This is a genomic window from Micromonospora sp. NPDC005197 (assembly GCF_040608295.1).
Lineage (GTDB): Bacteria > Actinomycetota > Actinomycetes > Mycobacteriales > Micromonosporaceae > Micromonospora.
The window spans coordinates 1-16,669 of the sequence record NZ_JBEXHY010000112.1 but is presented as its reverse complement, the minus strand read 5'-3'; the positions used below and the strand labels follow the sequence as shown (position 1 = coordinate 16,669).

Here is a 16,669-nt window from a genome sequence, read left to right as displayed (position 1 = left end):
CGCCCACCCCGGGCCACCGCCCCACGCCCTCGTACGAGCCCAACCTCCATTCAGGGTTAGGGGCGGGTGGGGCGCCCGCTCGGCCCCCCCTACCCGCTCCGGTCAGCGGATGCCCGCCTCCCGCAGCAGCTCCCCCGTCAGAGCACCGGGGTCGACCTGCTCGGCGCCCAGCCCCCGGGCCACGAACCAGGCGCTGACCACCCGCACGTCGCGGGCCAGGAACTCGGGCCCCTGCGGGTTCGCCACCACGTCGACCACCTGCGGCAGATCGATCACGACCAGCCGCCCGGAGTGCACGAGCAGGTTGTACGGCGACAGGTCGCCGTGGGCGTAGCCGGCCCGGGCCAGCACGCGCAGCGCCTCGACCAGCTGACCCCACAGGTCGCGCAGCTCGGCCGGGCCGGGCCGCAGCTGGGCCAGTCGGGGCGCGGCCAGCCCCGACTCGGCGTCGCCGACGAACTCCAACATCAGTTCGGTGCCCCGCAACTGCACGGGGTACGGCACGGCGATCCGGTCGTGCCCGGCGCCGATCTCCCAGAGCCGGGCCAGCGCGGCGAACTCGGCCGCCGCCCACTGCCCGGCGATCATCTGCCGGCCGAAGGCCGTCCGGCCGGCCATCGCCCGGTTCTCCCGGGACCGCCGCACCCGGCGCCCCTCCAGGTAGCCGGCGTCGCGGTGGAACAGCCGGTGCTCGGCGTCCCGGTATCGCTTGACCGCCAGCAGGCAGGAGCGGTCCGTGTCCGGTACCGCCCGGCGGACCAGGTGGACGTCCGCCTCCTTACCGGTCTTCAACACACCCAGTTCGGTGTCCTTGGCGGCCAGCTCGGTGACCAGCCACTGCGGATGCGGCGCAGGGCCGTGCACGGCGTCGTCCCACGACGACCAGCGTTCGCCGGTGGCCGGGTCAGGATCGCCGTCGGGGTCGGCGAGCGGCTCGGTGGGCCGCCCGCGCTTCAGAAACTGCGGTTCGTCGTCGTCGAAGCGGCTCTTGCCGCGGCTGCGGCGCTCCAGCGCCGGCAGGTCATGATCGCGCACTGTGGTGAGGTTCCCTTGGTCGAGGCTGAGTTAGGCAGCTGGAAGCGACCTGCGAAGACGGCCATGACCGACCCCCTCTCCTCGACCGGGCGTACGCCCGGGTGCACGATGCGCCGCCCATGCTGCCGTCGCCCCGACGGCCGGTCAATCGAATTACCGCTGCCGCCGCCCGGCCGGTGCGCGCCGCGTCCGGCGGCGGCGAACCGCGTCAGCTCGCGAGCACCGTGGCGACCGCGGCGATCAGCCCGTCCACCGTGCGGCTCGGCGCGAACCGGACGTCCGACCAGGTCCGTCCCCGGTGCAGCCAGACGCTGGGCAACCCGACGGCGGCAGCGCCGCCGATGTCCGCCTCCGGGCTGTCGCCGACCACCCAGGCGCCGCGCAGCGGCATCCGGACCCGCTGCGCGGCGAGCGCGAAGATCCGCGGGTTGGGCTTGCTGACCCCGGCCTCCTCGGAGATCACCCAGTCGGCGACGTACCGGTCCAGGCCGGTACGGCGGATCTTGGCGTCCTCGACGCGTACGGTGCCGTTGCAGACCACCACCGGCACCCAGCCCGCGTCGTCGGCGATCCGCAGCGCGCAGGCGGTCAGCGGATCGAGGCGGGTCTGCGCCACCACCCCGTCGTGCAGCTCCTCCACCAGGTCGATCGAGGGGATCCGCAGCTCGTAGCGGTCCCGGATCGCGTCGGCCAGGTCCCAGCGGTCGGTCAACCCGTCCGCGTCGATCGAGAGCAGCCAGTCGATGTCGGTGGGGGGCGCGCCGATACCGTCCAGGAAGCGCTCACCCCAGCGGCGGAACGGCCCGGCCCGATCCAGCAGGGTGTTGTCCAGGTCCAGCAGGAGCAGTGGCACTCGGGCACCCTACGGGACCGACGTGTCCGCCAACAGATCCCGCGGGTGTCGACCTGACGGTGGGCTCAACCGGTCAGCGACACCCGTGGGCCGCCCTGGCTCGGCAGCAGATCGGCGAGCATCGAATGGGCCGACCGGGTGGCCGTGAGCGCGGCCGGATCGAGGGTCGCCACCAGCACCGCCGTGCCCTCGTCAGCGCCCCGGGCGAGCGTACGTCCCTGCGGGTCGTAGATCGCCGCGCCGCCGTTGAACCGCCACGGGTCGCCGCCGCCGACCGCGTTGGCGAAGACCACGAACATCGTGTTGTCCAGGGCCCGCGCGGCGTAGTACAGGTCCCGGCGGTGCTCGGAGCCGGCCAGGTAGCCGCTGGGGCACAGGTAGGCGTGCGCGCCGTCGAGCGCGGCGGCCCGGCCGTGCTCGGGGAAGCAGCCGTCGTAGCAGATGCCCAACCCGAGCCGCCAGTCGTCGACCAGCAGCGTGGCGCCCCGACCGCCGGGGCTGAACAGCTCGCGCTCGTCGCCCCACAGCTGCTGCTTGTCGTACCCGACCCGGATCGCGCCGGCGCGGTCGACCACAAGGGCGGCGATAGTGCGCCGACCGTCCGGGTGCCGCGCCGCCGCCCCGACCACCACGGTGATCCCGGCCGTCCGCGCCGCGGCGCGCAACGGGTCGAGCCGACCGTCGGCGACCACCCCGGCCGGGTCGGCCACGACGTCGGTGCCGACCGGGTCGGCGGCGAGGGTCGGCGGGTGGTACGCGCACAGGTACAGCTCGGGGAGGACGACCACCCGGGCGCCCTGTCCGGCGGCCTGACGGACCAACTCGGCGGCGGCCGTCGCGTTGCCGGCGACATCACCGGGTACGGGGGCGGCCTGGACGGTGGCGACGGTCAGCGCCGCGGTGGGCGTGGGGTGAGGCGGGGTCACCGGAGGATGGTAAACGGCACCGCACCAAGCCGTACGTACGGTTTGCATAGGCCGGGGGTGACCTGCGACGATCGACGTGTGCCCAGAGTAAGCCAGGACCAGCTCGACGCGCGCCGGCAGGAGATCCTCGCCGCCGCGCGGGCGTGTTTCGCGCGGCTCGGCTACGAGGGGGCGACCGTCCGCCGCCTCGAGGAGGCCACCGGGCTGTCCCGGGGCGCCATCTTCCACCACTTCCGGGACAAGGACTCGCTCTTCCTCGCCGTCGCGGAGGATGACGCCGCCGCCATGGTCGAGACGGTGGCCCGCAACGGTCTGGTGCAGGTGATGCGCGATCTGCTGGCCCGCGCGGTCTCCCCCGACACCACCGGCTGGCTGGGCAGTCAACTGGAGGTCTCCCGCCGGCTGCGCACCGACCCGGCGTTCGCCAAGCGCTGGGCCGAACGGTCCGCCGCGATCGCCGAGGCGACCCGCGACCGGCTGGCCCGCCAACGCGACGCCGGGGTGCTGCGCGAGGACGTACCGATCGACGTGCTGGCCCAGTTCCTGGAGCTGGCCTACGACGGCCTGGTGCTGCACCTGGCGATGGGCCGACCGGCCGGCGACCTGGGCCCGGTGCTCGACCTGGTCGAGGAGGCGGTCCGCCGCCGCTGAGCGCCGGCCGCACCGTCGCCTGGTCGAGGAGGCCGTCCGCCGCCGCTGAACGCCGGCCGCGCACCGGGACGGGGACCGTGGCGGTCGTGCTCCACAATGGGGCCGCCGATCCCTCCGGCGACAGGAGCAGTCGATGATCGTCCACGCCGCGTCGGGCGACACCTGGGGCATCCCCGGCCCGACCTTCCTCCGGCTCTACCTCGTGGCGGTCGCCGTCGTGGTCGCCCTCGCGGTGCTGCACCGGGTACGCCTCGCCACCGAAGGCGGGCAGGCCGCCGCCGACCCGCTCGGCCCGCAACAGGTCGCGTACCTCAACGGTGGGCCCGCACTCGCCGTGCACGCCGCGCTCGGCGGGCTCCGCGGCAGCGGGGCGATCGGCGTACGGCCGGACCGCCGGCTGACCACCGTCGGGGCGGCGCCGACGGGGCTCACCCCGTTGGACAACGCCATCCACTGGGCGGCCCACCAGCACTCCCGCGTCCGGGACCTGGGCCAGAACGAACGGGTGGTCGCCGCGCTCGACCAGCTCCGCACCGGCCTCGAAGAGCGTGGCCTGCTCGTGAGCCCGACGCGACGGGCCACCGCACGGCGGTGGGCACGGCTCCTCGCCGCGCTGCTGGTGCTCGGCGTCGTACGGCTGTTCGCCGGCCTGGCCAACGGGCGGCCCGTGGGCTACCTGCTGCTCACCCTGGTCGGGGTGCTGGTGGCGGTGCTGCTGCTCTGGCGGGTGCCGCAGACCAGCCGGGCCGGTCGCGCCGCGCTGCGCGACCTGCGTAAGCGGCACACCCACCTGGCCCCCGCCTCGTCCCCCGCGTACGCCACCTACGGCGCGGCGGGCGCGGCGATGGGCGTGGCGCTGTACGGCACCGCGTCCCTCTGGGCGATCGACCCGGGCTTCGCCGAGCAGGCCGAGATCCAGCGGCAGGCCATCGCCAGCAGCGGCTGGTCCTCGGGCACCAGCACCGGGTCATCGGGCACCGCCGGCAGCTCGTGTGGCGGCGGCAGCTCCTGCGGTGGCGGTGGCGGCGGTGGCGGCGGATGCGGCGGCGGTGGGTGCGGCGGATGACCGCCCCGTACGGCGTCGGCATCGGCTGGCGTCCCGAGATCGCCGGTTTCGTGGCCGAGCTGCCCGGGTTGCGCTTCGTCGAGGTGGTGGCCGAGTCGGTGCCGGCGACCGGGCCGCTGCCGCCGGGGCTGGCGCAGCTGCCCGAGCGCGGCGTGACCGTCGTACCGCACGGGGTGCGGCTCTCCCTCGGCGGCGCCGAGCCGGTCGACCCGGCCCGCGTCGCCCACCTGGCCGCCGTCGCGCAGCGGATGGACGCCCCGCTCGTCAGCGAGCACATCGCGTTCGTGCGGGCCGGCGGGCTGGAGGCCGGGCATCTGCTGCCGCTGCCGCGCAGCCGGGAGGCGGTCGACGCGGTCTGCGCCAACGTGGCCCGGGCGCAGGCCGAGCTGCCCGTGCCGATCGCGCTGGAGCCGATCGCCGCCCTGTTCGACTGGCCCGACGACGAGCTGGACGAGGCGGACTTCCTCACCGAGATCCTCGACCGCACCGGCGCGCTGCTGCTGCTGGACATCGCCAACGTGCACGCCAACGCCCGCAACCGGGGCAGCGACCCGCTCGCGCTGCTCGACCGGCTGCCGTTGGACCGGATCGGTTACGTGCACGTGGCCGGCGGGGCCGAGCACGGCGGGTTCTACCACGACACGCACACCGATCCGGTGCCGCCGGAGGTGCTGGAGCTGGTCCGCGCGCTCTGCGCCCGGCAGCGGCCACCGGCGCTCCTGCTGGAACGCGACGGCGGCTATCCACCGGCCGCCGAGCTGCGCGCCGAGCTGGACGCCCTGGCCACCGCCGCCGGCTTCCCGGCCGTGACGTGACGGGCACCGACCCCCGCGCCGGGCTCGCCGCACGGCAGGCGGAGCTGGTGGCGACGCTGGTCGCCGGAGGTCCGCCGCCGGCGGGCTTCGCGGCCGGGCCGCTGGCCGCCACCCGGGCGGCGCTGCGACGCAAACGGGCCGGTGAGGTGGCCCGGCACTGGCCGCTGCTCGCCGCCGGCCTCGGCACGGCCTGGCCGGCGACCTTCGCCGACTGGGCCGCCGAGCGCCCCACCGCCGGGTCCCTGCGCGACGGCTGGGACCTGGCCCGGGCGCTGCGCGACCGCGACGCGCTGCCGCCGGCCGGCGCCGAGGAGCTGGCCGTCCGCGAGGCGGGCCTGCGCTACGACGGGCGTTGGGCGCCGCGTCCGCGCCGGCTGCCGGCCGTGGCCCGCGCCGGCGGGGCCGTCGCGGTGCAGATCGCCGGTCGGGTACGCCTGGTGCGCCCCGCCGCGCGTCCGCCCGCCCACGTTGGCGGGCCCGAGCCGGATGCGGCAGGATCGGCGACATGGATCTCGGACTGACCGACCGGGTGTACGTGCTCACCGGCGCCTCCCGCGGCCTGGGCTACGCGACGGCGCAGTGCCTGGTCGCCGACGGCGCGCGGGTGGTGCTCTCGGCCCGCGACGCCGACGCCGTCGACGCCGCCGCCGAAGCGCTGGGTGGCCCGGACCGGGCGGTCGGCGTCACCGCCGACCTGGCCGACCCGCAGACCCCGGAGCGGCTCGTCGCGGCGGCCCGGAAGCACTTCGGCCGGATCGACGGCGCGCTCATCTCGGTCGGTGGCCCACCCGCCGGCAATGCGGCATCGATCACCGACGAGCAGTGGCGGCACTCCTTCGAGACCGTCTTTCTGGGCACCGTCCGCGCGGCGCGCACCGTCGCCGCCGCGCTGCCCGACGGGGGCGCGATCGGGCTGGTGCTCTCCACCTCGGCCCGCGGCCCGGTGCCCGGCCTGGGCATCTCCAACGGCCTGCGGCCCGGCCTGGTCGGCGTCGCCAAGGACATCGCCGACGACTACGGCCCGCGTGGCGTACGGGTGGTGGGCCTGCTGCCCGGCCGGATCCTGACCGACCGCAACCGGGAGCTGTTCGCCGCCACCGGTGACCCGGAGCGCGCCCGCGCCGAGGCGGAGGCGAGCATCCCGTTGCGACGCCTCGGCGACCCGGCCGAGTTCGGCCGGGTGGCCGCGTTCGTGCTCTCCCCCGCCGCCAGTTACCTGACCGGCCTCACCGTGCCGGTCGACGGCGGCGCGCTGCGCGGCCTGTGACACCCGGCGCTCCGACACCCGGCGGCCGGGCCGTCGCTTCGACACCCGGCGGGCGGGGCGGCGCTCCCGCACCCGGCGGGCGAAGCGGCGCTCCCGCACCCGGCGGCCGAGCCGGCGCTTTGACGCCCGGCGGGGGCGGCCGAGGCGGGGATGTGCCGCCCGCGCTGGGAGGTCGTGCGGGTGCCGCGCATCCACGGCCGAGCAAGGCGGACCTGGCCGCCGCCACCGACCGGACCATCCCCGACGTGCTCGCGCCCGAGCTGTCGGTGCTCTTCGTCGGGATCAACCCGGGCCTCTGGTCGGCCGCCACCGGCTGGCACTTCGCCCGGCCTGGCAACCGGTTCTGGCCGGCACTGCACCTGGGCGGGTTCACTCCCCGGCTGCTGCACCCGAGCGAGCAGGGCGAGTTGCCGGCCCTCGGGCTCGGCATCACCAACATGGCCGCCCGGGCCAGCGCCCGCGCCGACGAGCTCAGCGCCGAGGAACTGCTGGACGGCGCCGCGATCCTGACCGACAAGGTGACCCGCTACCGGCCGCGCTGGGTGGCCGTGGTCGGGGTGACCGCGTACCGGATCGGCTTTCAGCGGCCGAAGGCCGCCTTCGGGCCGCAGCCGGAGTCGCTGGCCGGGGCGCGGCTGTGGGTGCTGCCGAACCCGAGTGGCCTGAACGCGCACTTCACGCCGGTCACGCTGGGGGCCGCGTTCGCCGAGCTGCGCGAGGCGACCGGCCTGCCGGACCGTCGCCCGCACTGACGCACCCGGCCATTGATCGACTCGACTTCATGGAAGTCGGGCTGTCGACGCGACCGGGACACCCCCGATTCCAGGAACCCGAGTCGATCAACGCTCGGGGGCGTGGGTGTGTTCGTAGCCGAGTAACCCACTCCTGGGCTGCCGCTTCCACTGGTCCCCGCACCATGATCGACAGGTTCGTTCCATCGTGGACTGGGGACGAACGCCACATGGCCGACGACTGCAAGCCTGGGCTGGAGGAGCTGCTCGCCTCGCGGCTGTGGCCCGCGGTCCTCGTCCCGCTCGGTGCGCTCGCCGCGCTGGTCGCCGCTGGCATCTGGCTGGCGCCCACCTTCCCGTTCGTACCGGTCGCTCTTCTGCTCACCACGGTGGTGGTGGCCTGGCGACAGCGGGGCGACGCCCTGTTGGCCGACGAGACCGGACTGTGGATTCGGCGCCGTGGCCGGGTCACTCGCCGCTACCGATGGGAGGAGATCCGCGAAGCTGGCCTGACCCGGCCGGGCTTCGGTCAGGTCGCCCTGGCTGTCTACCCCAACGGCGGGCCGTGGGACGTGCCCGGCCCCAACAGCGCGGTCCTCGTGGGTCGCATCTGGATGCTGCGCAAGCCCGACCGGCAGATCACCGACCGGGTCAACGCGTTGCTGCGCTCGCGGGGCGTGCGCACGATCGACTCGCCGCACCCCCCGATCGACACCTGACGGGTCAGTTGGCGGCGGCGGGTGGCATCGCCTCGTCGGCGACGTACGTGCCCAGGGGCATGACCACCGGCTCGGAGCCGGTCGCGTCCACGAAGGGCCGGGGCGAGTCGGCGACCGCGAACTGGGTGCGGTACAGCTCGGCGTAGAGCCCGCCGACCGCGACCAGCTCGTCGTGGCGGCCCCGCTCGACGATCCGCCCGCCGTCGAGCACGAGGATCTGGTCGGCGTCGCGGACGGTGGAGAGCCGGTGCGCGATCACCAGGGCGGTACGCCCGGCCAGCGCCACCGACAGCGCCCGCTGCACGGCCGCCTCGCTCTCCGAGTCCAGGTGTGCGGTCGCCTCGTCGAGGATCACGATCGACGGGGCCTTGAGCAGCAGGCGGGCGATGGCGATGCGCTGCTTCTCGCCGCCGGAGAAGCGGTAGCCGCGCTCCCCCACCGTGGTGTCCAGCCCGTCGGGCAGCGACCGGACGAGGTCGGCGACCTGGGCGCCGGCGAGCGCCGCCCAGATCTCGTCGTCGGTGGCGTCCGGCTTGGCGTACCGCAGGTTCTCGGCGATCGTCTCGTGGAACAGGTGCGAATCCTGGGTGACGACGCCGATCTCGTCGCGCAGGGAGGCGAGCGTAGCGTCGCGCACGTCCGTCCCGCCGACCAGCACCTGGCCGTCGGTGACGTCGTAGATGCGGGAGATGAGCATGGACAGCGTCGACTTGCCGGCGCCGGACGGGCCGACGAGGGCGACCATCTGCCCCGGCTCGACGCTGAACGAGACGCCCTTGAGCACCGGCTCGTTGACGGTCCGGTCGAGGGTGGCGACCTCCTCCAGCGACGCGAGGGAGATCTCGGCGGCGCTCGGGTAGCGGAAGCGGACGTCGCGGAAGTCGACGCGACCGTTGCCGCGGGGCACCGGCACCGCGTCGGGCTTCTCGACGATGCCGGGTTCGAGGTCGAGCACCTCGAAGACGCGGTCGAAGGAGACCAGCGCGCTCATCACGTCCACCCGGACGTTGGAGAGCGCGGTGAGCGGCCCGTACAGCCGCGTGAGCAGCAGCGCGAGGGTCACCACGGTGCCCGCGCTGACGCCGCCGGTGACGGCGAGCCAACCGCCGAGGCCGTAGGTGAGCGCCTGCGCCAGCGAGGCGACCAGCAGCATCGCCACGAAGAACGTCCGGGAGTACATGGCGGACTGGATGCCGATGTCACGCACCCGCTCGGCCCGGTCGGCGAACCGGCGGGCCTCGATCTCGGGCTGGCCGAACAGCTTCACCAGCAGCGCGCCGGCCACCCCGAACCGCTCGGTCATGGTCGCGCTCATCTTGGCGTCGAGGTTGTACGCCTCGCGCGTGATGTCGGCCAGCCGCCGCCCGACCCGTCGCGCCGGGATGATGAAGATCGGCAGCAGCACCAGCGAGAGCGCGGTGATCTGCCAGGAGAGGGTGAACATCACCGCGGCGGTGAGGACCAGTTGGATGACGTTGCTGACCACACCGGACAGGGTGGAGGTGAACGCCCGCTGGGCGCCCAGAACGTCGTTGTTGAGCCGGCTGACCAGGGCACCGGTCTGGGTGCGGGTGAAGAACTGCAGCGGCATCCGCTGCACGTGGTCGTAGACCCGGGTACGCAGGTCGAGGATGATGCCCTCGCCGATGCGGGCCGAATACCACCGCTGGGCCAGCGACAGCAGCGCGTCGGCGACCGCCAGCCCGGCGATGAACAGGGCCAGCTGGACCACGAGTCGGCCGGCCTCGCTGCCGCCCCGGTTGATCGCGTTGATGACGTCACCGGCGAGCACCGGCGTGGCCACGCCGATGATGGCGGCCAGCACCACGGTGGCCAGGAAGACGATGATGTCGCGCCGGTAGGGCTGGGCGAAGGCCACGATGCGGCGGGCCACGCCGTGCTTGAGCCGGTGGGTGGAGACCTCGTCGCGGTTACGCATCGACCGGAGCATGCTCCACCCGGCCATGCCACCGCCGGACATCGGGTTGGACACCGCTCACCTCCGGGTCGTCGGGTGGACCACACACGTCAGGTCAATTCTCCCGACGACTCTGACAACCTCGGTCGTAACCCGGATCTTCCCGTACGGTCCTTACTATTCTCCTCGGCCGGTCAGATCCCGCAGGCGGCGGGTCTGCGCCTCCCGCTCGGCGCGTTGCTGGTCGGCGTGCGACCGCCCCGCAGCGCCGGCGAGCAGGGCCTTGATCTCCACCACCGCGTCGCGGGCCCCGGCCAGCAGGCCCGCGGTCAGGTCACGGACCGCGCCGTCCAGCTCGGCCGGTGGTACGACAAGAGTGGCCAAGCCGATCCGGTCCGCCTCGGCGGCGTCCAGCCGGCGGCCGGTCGCGCAGATCTCCAGCGCCCGGGAATAGCCGACCAGCTCGACGAGGCGCTTCGTGCCGGCCAGGTCGGGCACCAGCCCGAGGGTCACCTCGGCCATCGACAACTTCGCGTCGGCGGCCAGGACCCGCAGGTCACAGGCCAGCGCGAGTTGGAAACCGGCGCCGATCGCGTGCCCCTGCACGGCGGCCACGGAGATGACGTCCGGCCGGTGCAGCCAGGTGAAGCCGGCCTGGAACGCCGCGATCTGGTCGGCGCACTCCTGCTCGGGCAGCGTGGCCAACTCGGCGAACGACCCCGGGCCGGAGGCGCCAGCAACCGCGAGGTCGAGGCCGGCGGAGAACGCACGCCCCTCGCCACGCACCACCACCACCCGGACGTCGCCGGGCAGGTCGCGGGAGAAGTCGCTCATCGCGCGCCACATCGCCGGCGTCTGGGCGTTGAGCACGTCGGGCCGGCACAACGTCACCGTGGCAACCGGCCCGTCGCAGGTCAGCCGAACCCCGGTCGCCTCGGCGGTCACCGGGCTGCCCGGGGCGCGGCGCTGGTGAACGACGCGAAGGGGCGGGTCACGCCTTCTTGCGGCGCCGGGCACCGCCGCGCTGACGCAGCTGAACCCCGGACTCGGTGAGCACTCGGTGAATGAACCCGTAGGAACGGCCGGTCGAGGCCGCCAGCGCGCGGATGCTCTCCCCCGAGGTGTACCGCTTTACCAGGTCCTTGGCGAGCGTCTGACGCTCGGCTCCGACGATCCGGCGACCCTTCTCAGTGCTGGTGGCTGTGCCAGTGGCTGCCATGCTGTGTCCTCACGTCCCAGACTGTGCGGTTCGGATACGGTCCCACCTATTAGACCGCCTCGGACGATCATGCGCCAGATATCAACTCTTCGCCAACCGACACGCTATGCAATGTCAGCTTCCCGATAGAGTGATCCTCGCGATCGGTCCCGGCACACCGTCCGGAAGGGCCACCGCCGAGCGGCGACGCCTCGGCCCGTACGCTCCCGGGCGTGATCGACCTGCTGGGTACGGCGGCCGGAGCGGCGGTGGTCTTCGCCGCCACCGACATCGACGACATCGTCATCCTCACGCTGTTCTTCGTGGCGGCCCGCACCACCGGCCGGCCCCGCACCTGGCAGATCGTCGCCGGCCAGTACCTCGGCATCGGCGCGCTCGCCCTGGCCAGCGCGGTGATCGCCGCCGGGCTGCTGGTCGTGCCGGACCCGTGGACCGGGCTGCTCGGCCTGCTGCCGATCGCGCTGGGCGTCCGCGCGCTGTGCGGCTCGGACGACGACGAGCCGGCAACGGTCGTCACCGGGACACTCGGCGTGGCCGGGGTGACCATCGCCAACGGCGCCGACAACGTGGCCGTCTACGTACCCGTGTTCCGGGCTCTCGGCCCCGGCGACAGCGCGGTCTTCCTGCTGGTCTTCGTGGTGCTCGTCGGCCTGTGGTGCGCCGCCGCGGCCTGGCTGGGTGGGCACCGCCGGGTGGTCCGGCTGGTGGAGCGCGCCGGCCACTGGCTGGTGCCGACGATCTTCGTCGCCATCGGCGTGGTGATCCTGGTCAGCTCCGGCGTGCTCGGCCGGCTGGTGGACCTGCTCGGCTGAGGCGGACCCGCCCCCTGCCGCCGCGGGCGGCCCGAGCCGGGCCGGTCAGGCCAACTCGACCAGTTCGAGGAGGTCGTCGCTCCAGGCGTCCTCGTCGCCGTCGGGCAGCAGGATCGCGCGGTCGGGCTTGAGCGCGAGCACCGCACCCGGGTCGTGCGTGACCAGCACGATGGCGCCCGGGTAGTTGGCAATCGCGTCGAGCACCTGCTCGCGGCTGACCGGGTCGAGGTTGTTCGTCGGCTCGTCGAGCAGCAGCACGTTGGCGCCGGAGCAGACCAGGGTGGACAGCGCCAGCCGGGTCTTCTCGCCGCCGGAGAGCACCCCGGCCGGCTTGTTCACGTCGTCGCCGGAGAACAGGAACGCGCCGAGGATCTTGCGCAGGTCGGTGTCGGACTGCTCGACGGCGGCGGCCCGCATGTTCTCCAGCACCGTCCGCTCCACGTCCAGCGTCTCGTGCTCCTGGGCGTAGTAGCCCAACCGCAGCCCGTGGCCCGCGTGCACCTCGCCGGTGTCCGGGGTGAGCAGCCCGCCGAGCATCCGCAACAGCGTCGTCTTGCCGGCGCCGTTGAGCCCGAGGATGGCCACCCGGGAACCCCGGTCCACCGCGACGTTGACGTCGGTGAAGATCTCCAGCGAGCCGTACGACTTGGACAGGCCGGTCGCGGTGAGCGGCGTCTTGCCGCACGGGGCGGGGCTGGGGAAGCGCACCTTGGCCACCCGGTCGGCGACGCGCACCTCCTCCAGGCCGGAGATCAGCTTCTCGGCGCGGCGGGCCATGTTCTGCGCGGCGACGGTCTTGGTGGCCTTGGCCCGCATCTTGTCGGCCTGCGCCATCAGCGCGCCGGCCTTCTTCTCCGCGTTGGCCCGCTCCCGGCGGCGGCGGCGCTCGTCGGTCTCGCGGGCCTCCAGGTACGCCTTCCAGCCCAGGTTGTAGACGTCGATCACGCTTCGGGTGGCGTCGAGGAACCAGACCTTGTTGACCACCGACTCCAGCAGCGCGCCGTCGTGGGAGATCACGATGAGGCCGCCCTTGTGGTTGGCGAGAAAGCCGCGCAGCCAGGTGATCGAGTCCGCGTCGAGGTGGTTCGTCGGCTCGTCGAGCAGCAGGATGCCACCGCCGTTCTCACCGGCGTCGCGGAACAGGATCCGGGCCAGCTCGATGCGGCGGCGCTGACCGCCGGAGAGGGTGCCGATGGTCTGGGCGAGCGCGCGGTCCGGCAGCCCCAGGTTGGCGCAGATCCGGGCGGCCTCGGCCTCGGCCGCGTACCCGCCCAGGGCGGCGAACTGGTCCTCCAGCGCGCCGTAGCGGCGGACCAGCTTGTCGCTGGCGTCCTCGGCCAGTTGGGCCTCGATCTCCTTCATCTGCGCCATCAGCACGTCCAGGCCGCGGGCGGAGAGCACCCGGTCGCGGCCGGTCACCTCCAGGTCGCCGGTGCGCGGGTCCTGCGGGAGGTAGCCGATGGCGCTGCGCTGGTCGATCTGCCCGCCGTACGGCTGCCCCTCGCCGGCGAGCACCTTCAACGTGGTGGTCTTGCCGGCGCCGTTGCGGCCGACCAGGCCGATCCGGTCACCGGGCTGCACGCGCAGCGTGGTGTCGGACAGCAGGATCCGGGAGCCGGCGCGCAACTCCAGGCCGGTGGCAGTGATCATCTCGTGGGACTCGCTCTCGGGGTCTGGAAGGCTGACTCAGGGCACGCGAAAGCGCCGGCGGGCGGTGGGCCCGTCGGCGCGGGGCGGTTCAGCCTTCGCAGCGCGGCACGGGGACAAGTGTACCGGGGCGCGGGTCGGGCGGCCGGGCTGGATTACCAATCAAGATCATCGGGTACCGGAACGCCGTCCGGACCCGGTCCGGCGCTGACGGCGTATCACAGGACATTTCACGCGATCGAGGTCACGATGGAGCTGAACGAGAACGCGCAGGTCGACACCAGTCAGGTAGAGGACATGCGTGGATCCGGCGGAGGCGGCGGGGGCGGAGGCCTCGGGATCCCGATCCCCGGGGGCGGCGGCCGGGGCGGCGGCCTGATCGGCATCATCATCGCCGTCGTGCTGGCGTTGGCCGGTGGCGGGTTCGGGCTCAGCCAGCTCGGCGGCGGAGGCGGCAGCGACCAGCCGGCCGACAACTCCAGCCTGGACGCCGAGTGCTCCGCGAGCGCGACCAAGACCGAGGACTGCCGCAACACCCTCTACATCAATTCCATCCAGGCTTACTGGAAGGACGCCATGCCGAAGGCGTTCGGCGACCAGTACCAACCGGTCACCACCCGGTTCTTCAGCGACAGCGTGAACACCGGCTGCGGTCAGGCCGACTCGGGTGTCGGCCCGTTCTACTGCCCGGCGGACAAGCACGTCTACATCGACCTGACCTTCTACGACACGCTCAAGTCCGAGTTCGGCGTCAACGGCGAGTTCCCCCAGCCGTACGTTCTCGCGCACGAGTACGGCCACCACGTGCAGGACCTGCTCGGCACCGAGGCCAAGGCGCAGGACGGCAAGACCGGGCCCACCTCCGGCTCGGTCCGGCTGGAGTTGCAGGCGGACTGCTTCGCGGGCGCCTGGGCCAACCACGCCACCGAGACCAAGTCGAAGAACAACCAGGCGATCTTCAAGTCGATCAGCCAGCAGGACATCCAGGACGCGGTGAACACCGCCGGCGCGATCGGCGACGACGCCATTCAGCAGAAGTCCGGCCGGGGCAACGACCCGAGCTCGTACACCCACGGCACCGCCGCCCAGCGGCAGAAGTGGTTCGAGCAGGGCTACAACAGCGGCGACCCGAAGACCTGCGACACCTTCGCGGGCAACCTCTGACCGGCGCACCAACGCGCCACCGCGGCCGCCGGGCACCCGCCCGGCGGCCGCCGCCGTCCCCGCCCGACTCAGCCCGGCGGTGGGGCCGCCGGGTCGGAGTCGCGGACCAGGACGCGGACCGCGCGCGCCGCGGCGATCGCCTCCACCAGCACCGCGTGCCGGGGCTCGGGCACGTCGAGCAGTCGCTCCGCGCGCAGCGCGACAAGCGGGGCCAACCGCCGGTCGGCCAGCACGGTGTCCACCGCCCGCCGGTCACCGCCGCAGACCAGCGCCGCCAGCGTCCGGGCCTCCGGCAGCAGGAGCCGTACGGCAAGGTCGGCCGCCTCACCGAGTGCCGCCTTCGCCTGGTTGTCCCGCCGCCGGGCGAAGCGGTGCTGCGACCAGCCACCGGCGGCCGTGCGTCCCTGCACGTACCGGGTGTCCACCTTGGACACCTCCAGCTCCTCCCCCGCCGCGACGCCCACCGCCACCGAACCCTTGCGGGCCAGCAGCAGCCCGAGCCGGCGGGGCGCGGTCGCCGCGGCGACGAATCCGGCCAGGTCGGCGGCGGACGGCGCGCCCGGTGGTGCGTGCAGCTCGGCGGTGGCACCGTCGGGGGCGGCCAGCCGCAGCCCGTACCCCTCGACGGTCGTGGTGGGCGGGCCGTGCCGGTCGGTGAAGCCCTCGACCCAGCGGGCGATCCGGCCGGGGGCCACCTCGACCCACCGGCCGCCGCCGGCTGCGGGTCGGCTGCTCATGATCCGACCGTACGGCACGGCGCCGGCCGGAGGCGGTCGCCCCGCACCTGGTCCCGGTGAGGCGGGCAGATCCACTGCGGCCGGGAAAACGACGGAGGTCGGGCCGCTATCGACCCAGCAGGACGACGACCGCAAGGCCAGCAATGATCATGCTGGACGCCAGCGCCGTCGCGCGCCGCCCACGCGGGCCGGCCAACAGCCGCCCGACCAGGGTGCCGCCGCCCGCGATCAGCAGCTGCCAGCTCGCCGAGGCGACGAACGCGCCGAGCACGAAGAGCGCCGCGGCCACCGGCCCGGCCTCGGCGGTGTCGCCGCGGCCGAACACCAGCGCCGCGAAGTAGACCACGGTGGCCGGGTTGAGCAGGGTCAGCGCCAGCACGCCCGCGTACGCCCGGACCGGCGTGTCCATCCCCCGCCCGACGCTCGGCGCGGTGGCGGTGGGCCTCGGGCGCAGCGCCCGCCACGCGCCGTGCGCAGCGAGCGCAAGCAGCACCACGGCCGCGACCACCCGCAGCGGCCCGGCGACCGGCGCGATCAGCCCGGCGATCGCCGCGCCGCCGAGCACCGCGATGGTGGCGTAGAACCCGTCGGCGGTGGCCACACCGAGCGCGCCGGCGGCGCCGACCCGGAACGACGTACGCGCACTGAGCCCGAGGACCAGCACCGCGATCGCGCCGACCGGCACGGCGACGCCGTAGCCGGCGACCAGCCCAGCGAGGAACGCGGCCGTCACGACGGTCGGTAGCGGGTCGAGGCACGCCCGGAGCCGGTCCGCTGTCGGCGTGCGGCGGTGGCCGCACGGACAGGAGCCTGCTTCGGGTACGCCTCGATCACCCGCCCATCGTGCGCCGACCGGCCCGATCGGACCAGCGGTTTTTCGTTGGGAGGACCGGTGACGTCTGGTGACCTTCGTCCGGCAGGCGACCGCCCGCGTCGGACGCTTTGCTCTGCTGCCACCAAGGCGACACTCCTGCTAGCTGCAGAAACGTGCGAGCTGTCGAGCTGGCCGCTTGACCCCGACGGAACGAGGGCGCGGCACCCGGGTGGGTGCCGCGCCCAAGAGGATAGGTGGGTCAGAAGGTGTAGCCCAAGGGACGGATCTTGTACCC

General features: G+C 73.9%; 18 protein-coding genes. 9 read left to right on the top strand and 9 right to left on the bottom strand.

Annotation, left to right across the window (positions count from 1 at the left end; genetic code table 11):
• Positions 1–102: 102 nt before the first annotated feature.
• The 3 genes from ABZU46_RS25715 to ABZU46_RS25705 all read right to left on the bottom strand — a co-directional run bounded on the left by ABZU46_RS25715 (position 103) and on the right by ABZU46_RS25705 (position 2,814).
• Positions 103–1,035 carry an RIO1 family regulatory kinase/ATPase gene (locus ABZU46_RS25715; protein ID WP_354861745.1) on the bottom strand — a complete coding sequence of 311 codons (933 nt, stop codon included), beginning with the start codon at positions 1,033–1,035 and terminating at the stop codon, positions 103–105.
• 208 nt (positions 1,036–1,243) lie between these two features.
• Positions 1,244–1,888, bottom strand: a complete 645-nt coding sequence (locus tag ABZU46_RS25710) for an HAD family hydrolase (protein WP_354829501.1) — start codon at positions 1,886–1,888, stop codon at positions 1,244–1,246.
• A 65-nt stretch (positions 1,889–1,953) separates the two neighbouring features.
• A complete protein-coding gene (locus ABZU46_RS25705) occupies positions 1,954–2,814 on the bottom strand; it encodes a carbon-nitrogen hydrolase family protein (RefSeq protein ID WP_354861744.1) in 861 nt (286 codons plus the stop codon).
• Positions 2,815–2,892: 78 nt separating this feature from the next.
• Here ABZU46_RS25705 and ABZU46_RS25700 point away from each other — a divergent pair, with 78 nt between their 5' ends.
• The 7 genes from ABZU46_RS25700 (at position 2,893) to ABZU46_RS25670 (ending at position 8,063) form a co-directional block, all read left to right on the top strand.
• The gene (locus tag ABZU46_RS25700) at positions 2,893–3,465 is read left to right on the top strand and encodes a TetR/AcrR family transcriptional regulator (RefSeq protein WP_234591495.1); all 573 of its coding nucleotides are present in this window, start codon (positions 2,893–2,895) and stop codon (positions 3,463–3,465) included.
• A 133-nt stretch (positions 3,466–3,598) separates the two neighbouring features.
• Positions 3,599–4,531 carry a TIGR04222 domain-containing membrane protein gene (locus ABZU46_RS25695; RefSeq protein WP_354861743.1) on the top strand — a complete coding sequence of 311 codons (933 nt, stop codon included), beginning with the start codon at positions 3,599–3,601 and terminating at the stop codon, positions 4,529–4,531.
• Complete coding sequence (locus ABZU46_RS25690; RefSeq protein ID WP_354861741.1) at positions 4,528–5,346, top strand: DUF692 domain-containing protein; 819 nt, start codon at positions 4,528–4,530, stop codon at positions 5,344–5,346. The genes ABZU46_RS25695 and ABZU46_RS25690 overlap by 4 nt, the downstream gene beginning before the upstream one ends.
• A complete protein-coding gene (locus tag ABZU46_RS25685) occupies positions 5,343–5,867 on the top strand; it encodes a hypothetical protein (RefSeq protein ID WP_354861739.1) in 525 nt (174 codons plus the stop codon). Before ABZU46_RS25690 ends, ABZU46_RS25685 begins: the two co-directional genes overlap by 4 nt.
• Positions 5,852–6,613 carry an SDR family oxidoreductase gene (locus ABZU46_RS25680; RefSeq protein ID WP_354861737.1) on the top strand — a complete coding sequence of 254 codons (762 nt, stop codon included), beginning with the start codon at positions 5,852–5,854 and terminating at the stop codon, positions 6,611–6,613. The genes ABZU46_RS25685 and ABZU46_RS25680 overlap by 16 nt, the downstream gene beginning before the upstream one ends.
• Before the next feature lie 152 nt (positions 6,614–6,765).
• On the top strand, positions 6,766–7,365 hold the full coding sequence (gene mug, locus ABZU46_RS25675; RefSeq protein WP_354861735.1) for a G/U mismatch-specific DNA glycosylase: 600 nt from the start codon (positions 6,766–6,768) through the stop codon (positions 7,363–7,365).
• A 209-nt stretch (positions 7,366–7,574) separates the two neighbouring features.
• Entirely contained in the window at positions 7,575–8,063 is a 489-nt protein-coding gene (locus tag ABZU46_RS25670) for a hypothetical protein (protein ID WP_354861733.1), read from the top strand.
• Positions 8,064–8,067: 4 nt separating this feature from the next.
• Here ABZU46_RS25670 and ABZU46_RS25665 read toward each other — a convergent pair whose 3' ends face one another.
• The 3 genes from ABZU46_RS25665 to ABZU46_RS25655 form a co-directional block, all read right to left on the bottom strand.
• Entirely contained in the window at positions 8,068–10,044 is a 1,977-nt protein-coding gene (locus ABZU46_RS25665) for an ABC transporter ATP-binding protein (RefSeq protein WP_354861747.1), read from the bottom strand.
• A 114-nt stretch (positions 10,045–10,158) separates the two neighbouring features.
• Positions 10,159–10,926 (bottom strand): enoyl-CoA hydratase/isomerase family protein, encoded by a 768-nt coding sequence (locus ABZU46_RS25660; protein WP_354861732.1) that lies wholly within the window; start codon positions 10,924–10,926, stop codon positions 10,159–10,161.
• Positions 10,927–10,972: 46 nt separating this feature from the next.
• A complete protein-coding gene (locus ABZU46_RS25655; RefSeq protein ID WP_007462679.1) occupies positions 10,973–11,200 on the bottom strand; it encodes a helix-turn-helix domain-containing protein in 228 nt (75 codons plus the stop codon).
• 212 nt (positions 11,201–11,412) lie between these two features.
• On the opposite strand from ABZU46_RS25655, the gene ABZU46_RS25650 reads away from it, so the two are divergent.
• Positions 11,413–12,012, top strand: coding sequence for a cadmium resistance transporter (locus ABZU46_RS25650; RefSeq protein ID WP_354861731.1), 600 nt, complete (start codon positions 11,413–11,415; stop codon positions 12,010–12,012).
• A 45-nt stretch (positions 12,013–12,057) separates the two neighbouring features.
• Here the strand turns inward: ABZU46_RS25650 and ABZU46_RS25645 are convergent, their stop codons facing one another.
• On the bottom strand, positions 12,058–13,662 hold the full coding sequence (locus ABZU46_RS25645; RefSeq protein WP_354861729.1) for an ABC-F family ATP-binding cassette domain-containing protein: 1,605 nt from the start codon (positions 13,660–13,662) through the stop codon (positions 12,058–12,060).
• Between the two features lie 246 nt (positions 13,663–13,908).
• Here ABZU46_RS25645 and ABZU46_RS25640 point away from each other — a divergent pair, with 246 nt between their 5' ends.
• Entirely contained in the window at positions 13,909–14,823 is a 915-nt protein-coding gene (locus tag ABZU46_RS25640; RefSeq protein ID WP_354861727.1) for a neutral zinc metallopeptidase, read from the top strand.
• A gap of 68 nt (positions 14,824–14,891) precedes the next feature.
• Here ABZU46_RS25640 and ABZU46_RS25635 read toward each other — a convergent pair whose 3' ends face one another.
• Together ABZU46_RS25635 and ABZU46_RS25630 are read right to left on the bottom strand one after the other, a co-directional pair.
• Complete coding sequence (locus ABZU46_RS25635; protein WP_354861725.1) at positions 14,892–15,560, bottom strand: acVLRF1 family peptidyl-tRNA hydrolase; 669 nt, start codon at positions 15,558–15,560, stop codon at positions 14,892–14,894.
• A 106-nt stretch (positions 15,561–15,666) separates the two neighbouring features.
• Entirely contained in the window at positions 15,667–16,293 is a 627-nt protein-coding gene (locus ABZU46_RS25630) for a LysE family transporter (protein WP_354861723.1), read from the bottom strand.
• Positions 16,294–16,669 lie beyond the last annotated feature (376 nt).